This window comes from Trichococcus patagoniensis (assembly GCF_003051085.1).
GTDB classification, from domain to species: Bacteria; Bacillota; Bacilli; order Lactobacillales; family Aerococcaceae; genus Trichococcus; species Trichococcus patagoniensis.
This window is the reverse complement of sequence record NZ_QAOM01000002.1, coordinates 1-17,462: the sequence shown is the minus strand read 5'-3', so window position 1 is coordinate 17,462 and position 17,462 is coordinate 1. Positions and strand designations below refer to the sequence as shown.

Sequence of the window (17,462 nt, the reverse complement as noted above, 5' to 3'; positions counted from 1 at the left end):
GGGTGTTATGTGTTTTTCGGTATCCGTTCTGCCGGCAGATGCGCGCTGTCTCGGGTGTACGGGATACCGTCCTAGGCGGACGCCCGACAGAAGAGCGTTCTGTCTGGTGTTTGGTGGTTTTCGGTATTCGTTCTGCCGGCAGATGCGCGCTGTCTCGGGTGTTCCGGTTACCGTCCTAGGCGGACGCCCGACAGATGCGCGATCTGTCTGGTGTTTGGTGGTTTTCGATATTCATTCAGTCGACACTTGCGGGCGCTCTCGGGTGTTCAGGTTACCGTCCTGGGCGGGCGCCCGACAGAAGCACGATTTATCTGGTCTTTTGCGCTTTTCGGTATCCGTTCAGTCGAGAGATGCGTCCGCTCTCGGGTGTACGGGATACCATCCTGCGCTGGCGCCCGACAGAAGATCGATTTGTCTGGTCTTTTGCGCTTTTCGGTATTCGTTCTGTCGAGAGCTGCGGGCGCTCTCGGGTGTACGGGTTACCGTCCTGGGCGTTCGCCCGACAAAAGTGCGATCTCTCTGGTTTTTTGCGGTTTTCGGTATCCGTTCAGTCGAGAGATGCGGGCGCTCTCGGGTGTTCTGGATACCGTCCTGGGCTGACGCCCGACAGATGCGCGTTCTCTCTGGTTTTTTGCGCTTTTCGGTATTCGTTCATTCGAGAGATGCGTCCGCTCTCGGGTGTTCAGGTTACCGTCCTGGGCTGACGCCCGACAAAAGTGCGATTTGTCTGGTCTTTTGCGCTTTTCGGTATTCTTTCAGTCGAGAGCTGCGTCCGCTCTCGGGTGTACGAGATACCGTCCTGGGCGTTCGCCCGACAGATGTGCTTTTTGTCTGGTCTTTTGCGGTTTTCGGTATTCGTTCAGTCGAAAGCTGCGGCATCTCTCGGGTGTACGGGATACCGTCCTGGGCTGACGCCCGACAAATGCGCGTTCTCTCTGGTGTTTTGCGGTTTTCGGTATCCGTTCAGTCGAGAGATGCGCCCGCTCTCGGGTGTACGGGTTACCGTCCTGGGCGTTCGCCCGACAGAAGAGCGTTCTGTCTGGTGTTTTGCGGTTTTCGGTGATCGTTCAGTCGAGAACTGCGTCCGCTCTCGGGTGTTGAGGTTACCGTCCTGGGCGTACGCCCGACAGAAGCGCGACTAGCATCCCAAGCAAAAAAACACACCGCATCCGCGGTGTGTTTTTTGCTTTGTGATTGTTTCATTCAAACATTCTTTTTGAATCGGCTTCACCAGATACGCGCTATCCTGGATTTAGTTATTAGGATGTTTTTTCTTTCTTAAAGTGAAGAATCCAATCACAAGTAACACAATGCCTGCCAACAAGTAGTTGAACGTATTCGTTGCAGTATTCGGCAAGACAGATCCTGTTGATCCTTTGTCTGCTGCATTCCCGAGATCAGTTTTAACTATTTGTTTGTTTTCTGCAGTCACTTTCGCAACTGTTTTTTGGCTGTAATCGATTGTAAAGGTCACAGGTTTCGTATTGCGTTCATAGCCTTTCGGAGCTTGTGTCTCTACAAATTGATAATCGCCTGGAAGTAAATCATTTACCCAGATTTTGCCATCTTTATCCGTGACTAAATCTGTGCGGATAACTTTTCCTTTGCTGTCTTGTAATTCGAAGTGTGCGCCTGCCAATACTTTATCGTTTTTAGCTGCGTCTACTTTCGTTAAGACAACACCACCGGTAATCAGGTCATTTTTGGCCATAACCGTCAAGGTCATTTCTTGACCCTTAACGATAGTGAAAGCCAACGGTGTTTTATCTAATTGATAATGTTGTGGTGCTTTTGTTTCAACAAAGTAGTAATTGCCTGGTTTCAGATTTTCAACCATCAATTTCCCGTCTTTGTCTGTCTTCAAGCCTTCGAAGAGGACCTCGCCCGCTTCGTTTGTCACGCTGAATTCAGCACCCATTAGTTTGTGTGATGGATCCAGTTTGTCAACTTTTATCAATGACACACTGCCTGTCGTCAACTCATTTGTAGCTGTTTTAATGATTGTTTCAATTTGTCCTTTTTCGATTGTGAACAAGATTGGTGTAGCGTCTAAGTCATAACCAAAAGGTGCTTTTGTTTCAATGAATTGATAATCGCCCGGTTTCAGATCGGAAACAAGGATACGGCCATCTTTGTCTGTTGTCAACTCGCTTTGCAGTAGCTTTCCTTCTGCATTACGCAATTCGAAGACAACATTTTCCAACGTTATTTTTCCATTGTCACGGTCCACTTTGATCAGTTCCACCGAACCAGTCGTCAGTTCGTTTTCAGCCTCAACCATTACCGTTTCCGTTGGTCCAAGAACGATTGTGAACGGAATAGGTGTTGCATCCAGGTCGTATCCGAACAACGTTGCTGTTTCAACGAATTGGTAGTCGCCTGGTTTCAAGTCGCCGACAATGATTTTGCCGTTTTCATCTGTTACCAAACCAGCTTGTAAAACAGTGCCTTCTGCATCCTGCAAGCTGAATGTAACGCCTGCCAATGGTGCGCCATCGTTATCAAGATCTGTTTTGCTTAGTTCCACCGAACCAGTTGTCAATTCGTTGGTTGCTTCAAGCAGAACGGTTTCTGTTGGTCCAAGAACGATTGTGAATGTGATTGGTGTTGCATCCAAGTCGTATCCGAACGCTGCTTTTGTTTCTACAAATTGGTAGTCGCCTGGTTTCAGATCTTCGACAATGATTTTGCCGTTTTCGTCTGTTACCAAACCAGCTTGTAGCACTTTTCCTGTTGCATCTTGCAAGCTATATGTGACGCCCGCTAATGGTAAGCCTTCGTTATCAAGATCTGTTTTGCTTAGTTCCACCGAACCAGTCGTCAGTTCGTTTTCAGCTTCCACCATTACGGTTTCCGTTGGTCCAAGAACGATTGTGAATGTGATTGGTGTTTCGTCTAAGTCGTATCCGAAGACCGCTTTTGTTTCAACGAATTGGTAATCGCCTGGTTTCAGAGCTTCGACAAAGATTTTGCCGTCTTCATCTGTTACCAAACCAGCTTGTAAAACAGTGCCTTCTGCATCTTGCAAGTCGTAGGTAACGCCTGCCAATGGTGCGCCATCGTTATCAAGATCTGTTTTGCTTAGTTCCACCGAACCAGTTGTCAATTCGTTTTCAGCCGTTACTTCGACAGTTTTAACGTCAGCCATGGTTGCAGCTTTTTCGATTGTAAATAGAATTGGTGTTGCATCAAGATCGTATCCGAACACTGTTGCTGTTTCCACCAGTTGATAGTCGCCTGGTAATAAGCCAGTGATCAAGATAGTACCGTCCGTACCTGTTGTAAGATCTGCTTGGAGTACATCGCCTTCTGCATTTTGCAATGCGAAGACAGCACCCGCAAATGGTCCATTTTCTTTATCTACATCTGTTTTAGTCAATTGGACATTGCCGCGGATCAGTTCATTCTCTGCAGTAAGTTGCAGTACTTCTTCTTGACTGCGCGCAATTGTGAAGGCAATTGGATCTGTTGTTAATTTGTAATACGTTGCTGCTTTTGTTTCGACCAATTGATAGTCGCCTGGTCGTAGATCAGTAAGACTGATTTTTCCTGAGGCATCCGTCACAAGCCCTGCTTGTAGGACAGTGCCTTCTGCATCTTGTAGGTCAAAGACCGCATCTGCAAGAACCGCACCGCTCTGATTATCTACTTTTGTCAGTACGACTGCACCTGGTATCAGTTCATTTGTTGCGTTTACTTGAACAGGGGTCGCCGGAGTACCGACTAGATTTCTTGCAATAGTGAAGGTATACTTTTGCGTACTTGACTGATAATCTGCTGCTGCTTGCGTTTCCAAGAAATAGTAATTACCTGGTTTCAGGTTTTCCACTTCAATTTTTCCGCTTGCATCCGTCGTCAAGTTGGTTGCAATGACTTGATTGCTTGCGGTGTAGAGTGTGAATGTTACGCCTGCTAATGCTTCAGCACTTGTACCATCTGTCTTCGTCAGAAGAACACTGCCGGTAATCAAGGCATTTGGCGCATTCACTGTGACGGCTGTTGTTTCACCGGCAATAACGTTGAAAATAATCGGTTCAGCATTTAATTCAAAAGCAGTTGGTGCTTTAATTTCCACAAAGCTATATGAACCTGGTTGTAGGTTTTCTACGAAAATAGCACCTAATGCATCCGTCCGTAAGATTGGGAAAAGGACTGAGCCATCTGCGCGGAGTAGTTTAAATTCTGCTCCTGCTAACGTTTCATTCGCATTGTCTTCGTTGAACTTAGTCAATATTACCGAGCCAAGCTTCAAGTTCTCAGCCGTTACTTTTGTAACTTCGGTTTGTTTTTCCGTGATCGTGAAAGGAATTGGATTGGTATTTTTTTGATAACCAGTCGGTGCGATAAGTTCGATGAAACGGTACTCACCGGCTTCTAAATCGCCACGATATAAGGTGCCTGTGCTATCTGTCGTCAAGTTTGCAATAGTTTGGTAGCTTTCGCCGACTTGCTTTTGTAATTCGAACATAGCGCCGGCCAATTTATTGCCGGTTTCTTTATCTGTTTTAGTCAATTCGACTGCTCTGATGATTTTTTTATTTGAAACCGTCAGTGTACTTACTTCTGCATCGACAGTAGCTGTTTGTTGGTCTGCGATACCGACCACATAACCCTCTGGTGCAGCAGTTTCTTTCACAATATAGTCACCATACAATAAATTAGTGAAGATAGCTTTACCATCTGCTCCAGTAACATACGTGCGTAATGCAACTTGTCCCGTTTTGTCATAGAGCGTGAAGCTTGCACCAGCTAAAGGTGCATTGCTGCCTGCAGCAACTTTAGTGATTGCGAGACTACCAACTTTTCCGTCGATGCCGCCTGCGATGCCGGCCGTTTGGATCCGCTGGTTGACAGAACTATCTGTAGGCACGCCTTTCGTTTCGCTGCCGGTGAACACCGCATCATTCGAGATAAAGCCATTGTCTTTGAAAAGGATATACGTATTGTACTCCAGGATATATGCTCTATCAATTTGTGAGTCCAAGAAAGTCAACGTGAAGGTTTCTGTTCCATCTGCATTTTCTCCGAAGGCTAGCGTATAGTCTACGCCTTCTACAAGAGCTGCCCCTTTATTGATTTGGGTTGGTGTTGTAGTTGTTGCGTATAATTTGAATGATTCTTTCTGGATAGCTTGATTCTTGCTTGGTGTATCCTTAATGACTACATTCGATACAGTAGATTGCGCATAATTTATTTTTACGGACCAATTTACGATGCGCGGATTGACTGCATTCTGAGTTGCTTGTTTTCCTGTGTACTCGCCACCAAAGGATGGAGATACAGTCGCCTTCAATTCGAAGTTAGAATCAGGCGTATCGGTCGTCACTGAAGCAGTGTTCGTATACGTTTTTGCGACCAATTGATCCTGTAGGTCGGTCTGGAAAGAAACTAAGTAAGCTGAACTGATATCGCCAAGTTTGACGCGGAAAGCAGGCTCTCCGGTTAATCCGGTGAATGTTTCCACTTGATAGTCGGTACCTCGTATGAGTTCTGTTCCCAGAGTATAACCATTTGCGGATCCTGTCAGGTTCATCGGGTAGACATGGATGTCTGAGCTATCGAAATTCTGATTCCCTTGAATAACGTCCCCCACGACAACATTAGATAATGTTTGATTGTTGTAGTTGACACCAATCTTCCAATCGATGACTTTGGTTGCTAAGTTATAAGAGCCACTTTTGAATCCATTCGCCTTCGTATAGGTATCTGGGTCGAAGGTTGCTGATCCGGTTGCGACACCCGATCCATTCGTACCATCAGGAGTCCATGTCATGTTGACTCTATTGATGTGAGTGCCATTTGTTTCGGGAACCGTTAGGTCATGATTGATGTCCGTAGTAAATTTGATGATAACTTTTTCAGTTACAGGTACTAGGAAATTGATTGTAATTTTACCAGTAAGTGCATCGTAAGACTGTGTATAGCCAGTACCTTCTGCCAAAGTTGTACCACCATGCGTAATGACCATATCTCTTGGAGTAAAGCCAACCGGCAACGTGTCGACAACTTGCACATTGGTCATTGTATATAGGTCACTGTTCAAGGTAATCGTCCAACCGGTCGTTTTGGCATTGTAATTGGTCTTGCTGGAGTCATTCGCTTTAATCAAGACTCCTTGACCAATATTCCGCGTTGCAGTTTTTGTATTACCGAACGCATCAGAAATAGTATTGCTGATTGTTGCATTCGTTTCTACTCGTTTAACAGAAGTCGTGTTGTAAATAATCTTGTAAGCAGTTGTCACAGGATCCGTGAACTGTAGGGTAAAGCCGGTTGCGCTTGGGGTAACTGTGTAGTTGGTCACTAGCTCTTGACCGGCTTCAGCTCCAGTATCCGGATTAATTGTGACTTTATAGACGTTAAAATCAGTTGCAGTAGTTGAGACTAGCTTTTGGTTGCTTCCAAAAGTATCCGTCAAATACGCTTCCGCTTGTGGAATCGATTTTTCATCGTAATTGTACTTAGCTTGCCATGTAATCTTCTGAGTCTGGCCGTTGTAGGCTGTCGTCGCTTTTTCCAGTGGTTGGCCGCGTTTGACAGTTACCGTTGCAGCAGCAGAGATAGGTTCTTGGTTTGAACCGCTTAGGGTTACGTTATTTTTATACGTTTGTCCTAGGTCATCTGTGATTGTTGTCTGGTAGACCAAACGATAAGCAGAGTCGATTGTTCCGAGGTTCAGCGGGAAAGCATCGCCAAAACCGTGATCCATTATTTCGACTGTCTTTGTTTCATCGATTGTTCCATCTGCATTCATGAAAAGTTTGAACACATGCAGCGATCCGGGTGTGAATGCATGCTCTCCAACGGCCGCTTCATCTGTAACGATTGCATTTTCAACTTCTTTAAGGCCTTTATTAAAATCAACGGTCCAAGTAAGCTTCTTTGCATTGTAGGCTTTATCCGGTACACCCATCTTATCGATTGCGTTCACGGATGGCATGAACTTGATTGGATAAGTGATTGACGTTCCATCTGTTAACGGAATGGTGATTTCCGTTTCGGCTAGGCCATCGTATTGTGAATCAAAAGACGAGAACAACGTAACGAACCCGCTGATATCGGAGCGATTTTCGATATTCTCGTTGAACGTGATCATTATTTTTCTGTCATTCGTGACGATGAAGGTCCCAAATACAGTGCCGTCTGCTGCTTTTAATTCATTCGATTCTGGATTTGGTAATACATCGAAAACATCCGGGATGGAGATTTCATAAGTCGATCCGGCGCCATAGCTGTGTCCGTCAGGAAGCGCGAAATTGTAAGTGACGGCTACCTCATATGATTCGAAAGGATCGTCTACTACGATTTCATCGCCTGGATTCAAGATAACTTCTGTATCCCCAATGCGATGAACCAATTTGACATTGGTGATAATGTTCTCCGTGATTGCACCAGTCGTGTAAAGAGCTTGGCTTGGTGCCATCATCATCATCATAGGTTCTTCTGCTGCTGGTTCTTCCGTTGCTGGTTCTGGTAATTCGGTTGGTTCCGCAACTTCAGCTGCAGCCGTAGCAAAGTTCACCTGGATTATTTTTTCATTTCCAGCTAATTGGAACAATAAGTCAGCCGATTCGGCATTGCCGATAACCGTCTCATTGAAGCCCGCTTTGATGATCAAACTACCGGAAGCATCAGCTTCGGCAGCAGCCGCTTCATTGAATTGAATGGCTACTGATCCATCCAGTTCCACCTGATAGGTCCCTATTTCTGTCTGATTTCCAGATAGTAGGCTACCTTGCTGCTGTTCCTTTATTTCCAGTTGCATCGGCAACTTGAAGGTGTAACTGTCTCCTTCTTGCACAGTCACCCCAGCCAATGACCAATCATAATTGATGAGGATTTTATCGCTACTGCTGATTCCGCCCGCTTCCACTTGATTTTCATCAAGGATGTTACCTGCTTCGTCGGTAATACCCACATCCATCAGTATATTTGGAATAGTATCCATTTCCATTGCAAATACTGGTGCGAGTGCTGCCGTAAGCGTGTTCATCAATAAAACAAAAACCAATGATAGCGCCGCTATCTTTTGCAGCCTAAATTTGCCTTTCATGTACATACACAACTCTCCTTTTCGTCTTGTGATGCAATCAATTATCTGATTAGATTTATTATAATGTAACCATCTGTAGTAAACAACATTTACATATATAAAATATCCCAATCTGAAAATAATATTTCAGATTGGGATATTTCCACAAATTTCAGATTTATTCAGTAGCATTCGCGGTCACAGGATAGGCATAGATGATGTAGCGGTCCGGGGCTGATCCGATGTATCTGAAAGGATAACAAGTCGATAGTGTCAGCACCTCTTCCCCGCGCGGCTTGATGACAGTCGTATCATCCGCTGCAACAATCTGCGCCTCCCGCATTTCATATTCGAACTTGCCGTATCCCATATCGACGATGAAACGGTCCCCAGCGATCAATTCTCCCAAGCGTTGGAAAACCGTTCCGCGATGGCCGGATAAAAGAATCTGTTCCTTTTCACCGGGCAGGGCCGTTGTAGGATAATGGCCGACTCCCTTTGCGAGCATTTCTTCTTCCGTCCCTTCAATAATAGGGTAGGTTTCATCGAGTTTCGGTATGGTCAAAATTCCGATGACGTCGTCTTGCTGGTAGTTTTGCGCAATCGGTTGGTAGTCTTGCGCGATTGGCTGACCCTCACTATCTTTTTGCACTTCTGGTTGAGATGCGATGACCGTTTTGGCAATGGCCAATGCCTTTTCCGTACCGGTCTTAGTCTCGTAAAACTCGTAAAGAGAGAGGCTGACTAACGCCAGCCCCACCCCAATTATGCTGAACCCAATCAATCTTTTCATATCATTCCTCCTCCTATTCATTTTTCATCCTAATTAGGGCCTTAGTGCTTCGTAATGACACTGGTAGTTTGACCTGTAACAACAGCACCGGCGAATTATTTTCAATGGCCTGATTACAGTCCATTATACGCAATAATGCGTTTGGTTGCCTACTCGAATGCTTGCAAAAAAATTGCGGAAGTTAGCGGATAACCTCGCCGGACAGCCGACTTATGTAGCGGGTGTCGGCTGTTCATGGTACCGTCCTGGGCGTTCGCCCGACACGAGGGCCTTTCGTCGGCTGTTCGGCATTCTTCGCACTTCGTTCAGCCGACGGATTTAGCGGGTGTCGGCTGTTCATGGTACCGTCCTGGGCGTTCGCCCGACACGAGGGCCTTTCGTCGGCTGTTCGGCATTCTTCGCACTTCGTTCAGCCGACGGATTTAGCGGGTGTCGGCTGTTCATGGTACCGTCCTGGGCGTTCGCCCGACACGAGGGCCTTTCGTCGGCTGTTCGGCATTCTTAGCACTTCGTTCAGCCGACGCCCTCGCATTTTGTCGGCTGTTCATGGTACCGTCCTGGGCGTTCGCCCGACACGAGGGCCTTTCGTCGGCTGTTCGGCATTCTTCGCACTTCGTTCAGCCGACGGATTTAGCGGGTGTCGGCTGTTCATGGTACCGTCCTGGGCGTTCGCCCGACACGAGGGCCTTTCGTCGGCTGTTCGGCATTCTTAGCACTTCGTTCAGCCGACGCCCTCGCATTTTGTCGGCTGTTCATGGTACCGTCCTGGGCGTTCGCCCGACACGAGGGCCTTTCGTCGGCTGTTCGGCATTCTTCGCACTTCGTTCAGCCGACGGATTTAGCGGGTGTCGGCTGTTCATGGTACCGTCCTGGGCGTTCGCCCGACACGAGGGCCTTTCGTCGGCTGTTCGGCATTCTTCGCACTTCGTTCAGCCGACGGATTTAGCGGGTGTCGGCTGTTCATGGTACCGTCCTGGGCGTTCGCCCGACACGAGGGCCTTTCGTCGGCTGTTCGGCATTCTTCGCACTTCGTTCAGCCGACGGATTTAGCGGGTGTCGGCTGTTCATGGTACCGTCCTGGGCGTTCGCCCGACACGAGGGCCTTTCGTCGGCTGTTCGGCATTCTTCGCACTTCGTTCAGCCGACGCCCTCGCATTTTGTCGGCTGTTCGGTGTTCTTCATTCTGCGTTCGGTCGACATCCTCGCCTTTTGTCGGCTGAACGACCCTTCCGAAACAACCGAATGCCAAAAGAAAAGACTCCCGCCGCAGCGGGAGCCGTATCGTTGTTGCTTTAGATAAACAGATTCAAATTCGAATCCATCGTATCGCCGATGTAAGTTGCTACACCGCCGAAGTCGACGCCATCGATGATTTCTTCTTCTTTGATGCCCATGATGTCCATGGACATTGTGCAGGCGACCATCTTGACGCCCATTTTTTGGGCTTGGGCGATCATGACCGGCAATGGATCGACGTTCTTCTGTTTCATGACAGCTTGGATCATTTTCGAGCCCATGCCGCCCATGTTCATTTTCGAAATCGGCAGTTTGCCGGCGTGCTTTGGCAACATGATATCGAACATTTTTTCCATGCCGCGTTTGGCGACGCTGACTTTTTCCGGACGTTTGATGACGTTCAAGCCCCAGAAGGTGAAGAACATCGTCACTGGCTTGCCGTAAGCTGCCGCTCCGTTGGCGATGATGAAGGAAGCCAAGGCTTTGTCCAAGTCGCCGCTGAAGACAACCATCGTCGCGCCGTCTTTCGTTTCCTGCAAGACAGGTGCTTGCGCGGCTTGGGCTGCCATTGCCGCAGGGTTGAAGCCTGCTGCTGGAACTGCCGGAGCTGCTTTGCCTTTGGAGATATGGGCGCGGACGATTTTGCCGTCGATTTCTTTCGAGATCAGCGTGTTGCCGGTGTTCTTCGTCCAGGCAGCGATGTCAGCCAGGAAGCCGAAGTCGGATGCTTCGATGATCAGCTCTTGGCCATCGACCATCTTGTCCATGTTCTCTTTCACTTTCAGGATTGGGCCCGGGCACTGCAGTCCGCAGGCGTCGACTTGGATCGTGTTGCCGACCGGTTGCGCGGCAGGTTTCGCATGCACTGGTTCGACATGGACCGCTGCTTCCGGCACGTCCTCTTGATAGGTCAAAGTTGTTTTGGCTTGTTTGTAGGTCTTGTAGCCGCCGTCCAGGTTCTTGACGGTGAAGCCGTTCTGCATCAGGATGCGGGCTGCATTGTAGCCGCGGTGGCCGACTTGGCAGAACACATGGATCGTTTTGTCTTTCGGCAATTCGCTCATGCGGTCGCGGATGTCGCCCAACGGAATCGTGTAGGCATTGCCCAATACGCCGGTCGCCAATTCGAAGTCTTCACGGACGTCCAACAGGAATGCGCCTTTTGCGATCAAGCCGTCGACTTCATGCCATTGGAAAGTATCGATTGTTCCTTCCAGCATGTTGGAAGCCACATAACCTGCGATGTTGGCAGGATCTTTTGCGGATGAATACGGCGGTGCGTATGCCAATTCCAGATCCGGCAAATCGTAGACGGTCGCGCCCAGTTTCATGGCTGTCGCGATGACGTCGACGCGTTTTTCGACGCCTTCCATACCGACTGCCTGCACACCCAATATTTTGCCGTCCAAACCGAACAACAATTTGATGTCCAACGGCGAAGCGCCTGGGTAATAACCGGCATGGGAGTTCGGATGGATATGCACGACTTTGTAGTCTGTATCCGATCCGTTCAATGTTTTCTCGTTGTTTCCGGCTGCCGCCACCGTCAATTCGAAGACCTTCGCAACAGAAGTTCCCATCGTGCCTTTGTAGCGGACATCCATGCCGTTCAAGTGATCGGCCACCAAGCGGCCTTGACGGTTCGCCGGCCAAGCCAATGGCACAACTGTCGGTTTGCCGTTGACGAAGTCGGTCACTTCGATGACGTCGCCTACCGCGAAGATATCCGGATCGGATGTCTGCAGCTGGTCGTTCACGACGATTGCGCCTCGGAAGCCTGTCTTAAGGTCGGATTCGACCGCCAATTCGTTTTCTGGCGTCACGCCGATGGAAAGAATCGTCATGTCCGTGTTCAGCACTTTGCCGCTGTTCAAGCGGACTTTCGTGCCGTTGTTTTCGAAGGCTTTGACGCCATCGTTCAAGATCAAGTTGACATTGTGCATATCGATATGTGCATGCACGGATTGGGCCATTTCGAAGTCGATCGGTGCCATGACTTGGTCGCTCATTTCGACCAAGGATACTTGGATACCCAATTCCCACAGGTTTTCCATCATTTCCAAGCCGATGAAACCGCCGCCGATGACGGTCGCGCGCTTGACTTGGTGCTCGTTGATGTAGGCTTTGATCTTGTCCATATCCGGAATGTTGCGCAACGTGAAGACATTCTCCGCTTCCTCGATGCCGGTGATGGCCGGTTTGATCGGACGTGCGCCGGTCGAGATGATCAGCTTATCGTAGCTCTCTTCGGTCGTTGCGCCGGTCAATACGTGTTTCACTGTGATGGTCTTCTCAGCGCGGTTGATCTTCACGACTTCGCTGAAGTTCTTGATGCCGATGTTGAATTTTTTGGCCATGCCACCTACCGTTTCCAGCAACAGGTTGTCGCGCTCCTGGATTACGCCGCCAATGTGGTACGGCAAGCCGCAGTTCGCGAAGGAGATGTATTCGCCCTTCTCGAAGATGACGATTTCGTCCTCCTCATTCAATCTTCTCAAACGCGCTGCCGCCGTCGCTCCGCCGGCTACGCCACCGATGATCACAATTTTACGTTTCATTATATAAAGTCCTCATTTCACAAAGTTTTTAAGTTTCGGTTGTATGCAGATAATAATACCCCGGTAGGTATAAATTGTAAAGCGAAATGTGTCGGGAATGTTAAATTTTTTTTGCACAAAGTCGCCGGGTGGGCCAGCGGGGGGCGTCAGGAGTCGGCTAGCTCCGACGAAAGGGGTGCTCGTCGGAGTTGGGGTTCCGGTGATATGGTTTCCTCCGATTACCGGCGTGAAGGTTCCCGCCGGAGATCGGGTCGGGGCGCTCTCTCCTCCGGTGAACGCCCTCTCACCGGAGTTGCGGTTCCCGGTATCAGTTTTCCTCCTGTGAGCGAATGCTGGCCGGAGCTGAGCTCCCGGTCGGAGGCTGTCCTCCGGCGAACAAAGGCTCGTCGGAGCTGAGCGTTTCCTGCGCTCGCCTGCTCCGGCGAAGCAAACCCTTATCGGAGCTGGTGCTTTCCTCCGGTGAACGCCCCTCTCACCGGAGTTGCGGTCTTCGCTATTGGTCCTTCCTCCGATGAGCGAATGTTGGCCGGAGCTGAACGCGTAGACAGATGCTGTCCTCCGACGAACGATGGCTCGTCGGAGCTGAGCGTTTCGTGCGCTCGCCTGCTCCGGCGAAGCAAACCCTTATCGGAGCTGGTGCTTTCCTCCGGTGAGCGCCCTTCTCAACGGAGTTGGGCTCTTCGGTATTTGTCTTCCTCCTGCAAGCGAATGTTGGCCGGAGCTGAGCGCGCAGACAGAGGCTGTCCTCCGGCGAACAACTTCTTATCGGAGGACAGAATTCCCATCTCGCACCAGCTCCGGCGAAGACTGTCCCCGTCGGAGAATAGTGTCCTGCCGCTATACAATCCCTCAGAAAAGCAAAAAGGCACGAACTCCGACGAAGATGCTGTTCGTCGGAGTTCGTGCCTTTATACATAATGGCGCCCGTGGCCTTTTCCCACGGGCTTGTAGTTTTTGCGGAGCACCCGATAGACGCGATCTTTGTTGTCCAGTCCGCACCACTCGGCCATCCGCGGGGTCGTCACTTTCGCATCCGGAAAAAGCAGCCGGAACTCTTCGATGTTGTGCGCGATCGTTTTGTTTGTTCGCCTCCTTTTTTTGCAAACCGGACAATAGACGGACTTGATGCCATCGAGGCGCACGGCCGAGCCGCAGTCAAGGCAGAAGAGCTCTTTTCGCAGCTTGCCGTAATCGATTGCCGGCAGTTCCTCGGAAAAATGGCGCGGATTGTGCATCCGGATCAACGCATCCGCCAGCCGCTGTTGCTCAGGCCCTATTTCTCCTTTCACCCGGAAATTCTGAAAATGACGCAGAATCTGCCCGGGAAGCAGATAATCCGTAATTTTCCGAGCACTCAGCAAATTGAACTCAGGATTGATGAAGACAACATAGCCTTCAATCGGCATCTCGATTTTCAGATCCGCAAGCAGCACACCCAATCTTGCCATGGTCCGATTCAGCTGGAGCGACGGATTTTCCATCGTGGCGCCGCTTGGTTTCCGGAGTGTCAATGGCCCCCACAGATGGTCCCCTTTGTGGTTTTTCGTTTCATACACCAGCAGCTTATCAGGGCAAATCACCAGCGTATCGATCTGGATCGAGATGCGGTTATGCCTCAACTGCAGGTCATTCAGCACCAAACAGCGCGAATCAAGTGTATCGGTGAGCACATCAAGCCCACATTCGCCCCCGAACCCTCCATCCATATGCAGCAAATAGTACTGATCATCCGTCCCCAATTTCATCCGCTTGGCTAATGCTTCATAAATGCAGAGCATCCGCGGTTTTGTGCGTTCTTTGTATGCCATAGTCTGTCCTCCTCAAAATATTTGTCACCAGTACTATCTGCATTCCATCCGGATTTGCGTTAATTCTGTTACGGCGACTTCCGACGACGGGGCTTTCGCAGGAGTTGCGGTGCCGGGTATTGGTCCTTCCTCCGGTTACCGAGGGCTGGCCGGAGCTGGACGCGGATTCGGAGGCTGTTCTCCGACGAACGACGGCTCGTCGGAGTTGATCGAGTTCTGCGGTCGCCTGCTCCGGCGAAGGGGGTCCCCGCCGGAGATCGGTTCGTGGCGCCGGGTTCTCCGGTGAACGGGTCTCTCACCGGAGTTGCGGTTCCCGGTATCGGTCTTCCTCCGATGAGCGAATGTTGGCCGGAGCTGGTCGCGCGGTCGGAGGCTGTCCTCCGACGAACGAAGGCTCGTCGGAGCTGAGCGTATCATGCGCTCGCCTGCTCCGGCGAAGAGGGTCCCCGCCGGTAATCAGGTCGTGGCGCCAGTTTCTCCGGTGAACGGGCTTCTCACCGGAGTTGCGGTTCCCGGTATTGGTCCTTCCTCCTGTGAGCGAATGTTGGCCGGAGCTGGACATGGATTCGGAGGCTGTCCTCCGACGAACGAAGGCTCGTCGGAGCTGAGCGTATCATGCGCTCGCCTGCTCCGGCGAAGAGGGTCCCCGCCGAAAATCGGGTCGTGGTGCCGGTTTCTCCGGTGAACGCCCATCTCACCGGAGTTGCGGTCTTCGGTATTAGTCCTTCCTCCTGTGAGCGAATGCTGGCCGGAGCTGAGCGCGGATTCGGAGGCTGTCCTCCGGCGAACGGGGTCTCGTCGGAGCTGAGCGTTTCATGCGCTCGCCTGCTCCGGCGAAGGAAGCCCTAACAGGAGCTGGAGCTTTCCTCCGGTGAATGGGCCTCTCACCGGAGTTGCGGTTCCCGGTATCAGTCCTTCCTCCTGTGAGCGAATGCTGGCCGGAGCTGAGCGCGGATTCGGAGGCTGTCCTCCGGCGAACGGGGTCTCGTCGGAGGTGAGCGTATTCTCGGGTCGCCTGCTCCGGCGAAGAAGGTCCCCGCCGGTGATCAGGTCGTGGCGCGCCGTTCTCCGGTGAATGGGCCTCTCACCGGAGTTGCGGTTCCCGGTATTGGTCCTTCCTCCTGTGAGCGAATGTTGGCCGGAGCTGGACATGGATTCGGAGGCTGTCCTCCGACGAACCAAGCCTAATCGGAGGAAAAAGTATCTTCTCCCCGCCTCAGCTCCGGCGAAGGCCGCGCTCGTCGGAGCTGCGCGGCCGCGGGATATTATTTGATTATTTGGTGCCAACCGCGCGGAACTTTGGTATACTTTGCTTAAGAAAGCAATCGTGAAAAGAAAGAGGGATATACAATGGCATCAGCATTGATCGTATACGCAAGTTTGACAGGGAACACTGAGGAAATCGCCGATATCGTCGCGGATCAATTGGAGGCGTTGGGCGTTACCGTGGAAGTAAAAGATTGTTCGCAAGTCGCTCCGGAAGATTTCTTGGGCTATGACATGAACATCATCGCGACTTACACATACGGAACGGACGGCGACCTGCCGGACGAATTCATGGACTTCTACGAAGAGATGGAAGACGTCGACTTCACAGGCAAAATCGCCGGCGTCGTTGGATCCGGGGATACATTCTATGAATATTACTGTAAAGCGGTCGATGATTTCGAAGCGCAATTCAAAAAATTCGGCGCGACAATCGGCGCAGAAAACGTCAAAATCGACCTGAACGCCGAAGAAGAGGATATCGCGAACCTGCAGAAATTCTCCGAAGCAATGGCAGCGGCGCTGAACAAATAACAGCAATAAACAAAAAGAAGAGTCGGCAATCGGGAATCCTTTCGTCGGGCTCTTCTTTTTATACAACAGGAAGGGGGATCATGATGGACGTCGGGATGGAATATGAAATTTTGATGCTGCAGCTGGGGTCGCTGGCGCGCAAGCTGTTCAGCGCCGAGGAAAATCTTACCAAGTATCAGGAAGCATTGGAAAAGGCCATTGCATCATTAGAGAAAGAGAACCGCGACCTCGATCGTTTGCGCAACGACAGTTTTTCGAATACGCTGCTGAAGCTGTTCGGCAATTTCGACCGCCGCTACGATAAGGAGTACAAAGAGATCATCGGCGCCAAAGTCGAGTTTGATAAGACCTACGCGATGAAGATCGCCGCCGCGCGCAGGGTCAAAGAGGTCGAAGCGGACATCGAGGAGAAAAAACTGCGCCTGCGCAACATCAAGGAAGACGTCCTGCGCAAGCATCCGGATATGAGCCAAGTCATCAGCGAGCGTCAGCAACAGATTCTCGCGCTGCAGCACGAATGGCGCGAAACGAACGAAGCCGAGCAAGCCGGAATTGCGGTGTTGGAAGCTCTCTCGGACATCATCACTGGCCTCGATGCCGCCGACGCCATCTCGACGTGGGATCTGATTACCGACAGCAGTCTTATTCTGGATTTCCTGAAGCATGATAAGCTCGATGCCGCCGAAGCCTCGTTGCTGCATCTCGAACAGACCGTTTATACTTTTGCGCGGGAACTGCGCGACTTGGATTTCGTCTTCGAGAGCGACCTCGAGACCATCTCCTCCACCCAGCGCGCCCTCGACATCTTCTTCGACAACCTTTTTTCCGACTGGGGAACGAAAGTCATCATCGAGAAGAACATCGAGAACCTGAAGAAACTGCAGGACAGCACCGAAGACGTCATGGAAAGTTTGGCAGAGAAGAAACGCGAGTTGGAGACGACGATGGAAGTGCTGGCGGTTGAGGAAGACAATGTGGTCTGAATAAATGCAAAGAACCGACTCGTCTGAGGACTGTCGGTTCCTTTTTTGTTTCGCGCGGGCGCGAACCAAAGGCAACTAAGCAAAATTGTCTGTGGTTAAAATTCTGTATCATTTGTAAATACGCTCTCAAGATATAGCAATTTTTGATAATTGTTAACACCACTTTACAACTTTTCACGCCCCTCAGGGCATAAAAATACAAACAACCCCAAATTTTTTGTATGATTGATTTGGAGAAAAAACCAACAAAAA

The 17,462-nt window shown here is 50.2% G+C and carries 6 protein-coding genes; 2 read left to right on the top strand and 4 right to left on the bottom strand.

What is annotated here, in order from left to right; translation table 11 throughout:
• Positions 1 to 1,252: 1,252 nt before the first annotated feature.
• The 4 genes from C8U37_RS01350 to C8U37_RS01335 all read right to left on the bottom strand — a co-directional run bounded on the left by C8U37_RS01350 (position 1,253) and on the right by C8U37_RS01335 (position 14,427).
• On the bottom strand, positions 1,253 to 8,059 hold the full coding sequence (locus C8U37_RS01350) for a SpaA isopeptide-forming pilin-related protein (RefSeq protein WP_108031500.1): 6,807 nt from the start codon (positions 8,057 to 8,059) through the stop codon (positions 1,253 to 1,255).
• Between the two features lie 151 nt (positions 8,060 to 8,210).
• Positions 8,211 to 8,825, bottom strand: a complete 615-nt coding sequence (locus C8U37_RS01345) for a class D sortase (protein ID WP_108031499.1) — start codon at positions 8,823 to 8,825, stop codon at positions 8,211 to 8,213.
• A 1,292-nt stretch (positions 8,826 to 10,117) separates the two neighbouring features.
• Positions 10,118 to 12,619 carry a CoA-disulfide reductase gene (locus C8U37_RS01340; protein WP_108031498.1) on the bottom strand — a complete coding sequence of 834 codons (2,502 nt, stop codon included), beginning with the start codon at positions 12,617 to 12,619 and terminating at the stop codon, positions 10,118 to 10,120.
• A 908-nt stretch (positions 12,620 to 13,527) separates the two neighbouring features.
• Positions 13,528 to 14,427, bottom strand: a complete 900-nt coding sequence (locus tag C8U37_RS01335) for a nuclease-related domain-containing protein (protein WP_108031497.1) — start codon at positions 14,425 to 14,427, stop codon at positions 13,528 to 13,530.
• Between the two features lie 1,350 nt (positions 14,428 to 15,777).
• Here C8U37_RS01335 and C8U37_RS01330 point away from each other — a divergent pair.
• Positions 15,778 to 16,227 (top strand): flavodoxin, encoded by a 450-nt coding sequence (locus tag C8U37_RS01330; RefSeq protein WP_108031496.1) that lies wholly within the window; start codon positions 15,778 to 15,780, stop codon positions 16,225 to 16,227.
• 80 nt (positions 16,228 to 16,307) lie between these two features.
• A complete protein-coding gene (locus C8U37_RS01325; protein WP_108031495.1) occupies positions 16,308 to 17,210 on the top strand; it encodes a hypothetical protein in 903 nt (300 codons plus the stop codon).
• Positions 17,211 to 17,462: the final 252 nt, after the last annotated feature.

Excerpts from the sequence above, each read along its gene's own strand:
- C8U37_RS01350 (WP_108031500.1), bottom strand. The coding sequence starts at position 8,059 with ATGTACATGAAAGGCAAATTTAGGCTGCAAAAGATAGCGGCGCTATCA.
- C8U37_RS01345 (WP_108031499.1), bottom strand. The coding sequence starts at position 8,825 with ATGAAAAGATTGATTGGGTTCAGCATAATTGGGGTGGGGCTGGCGTTA.
- C8U37_RS01335 (WP_108031497.1), bottom strand. The coding sequence starts at position 14,427 with ATGGCATACAAAGAACGCACAAAACCGCGGATGCTCTGCATTTATGAA.
- C8U37_RS01330 (WP_108031496.1), top strand. The coding sequence starts at position 15,778 with ATGGCATCAGCATTGATCGTATACGCAAGTTTGACAGGGAACACTGAG.
- C8U37_RS01340 (WP_108031498.1), bottom strand. The coding sequence starts at position 12,619 with ATGAAACGTAAAATTGTGATCATCGGTGGCGTAGCCGGCGGAGCGACG.
- C8U37_RS01325 (WP_108031495.1), top strand. The coding sequence starts at position 16,308 with ATGATGGACGTCGGGATGGAATATGAAATTTTGATGCTGCAGCTGGGG.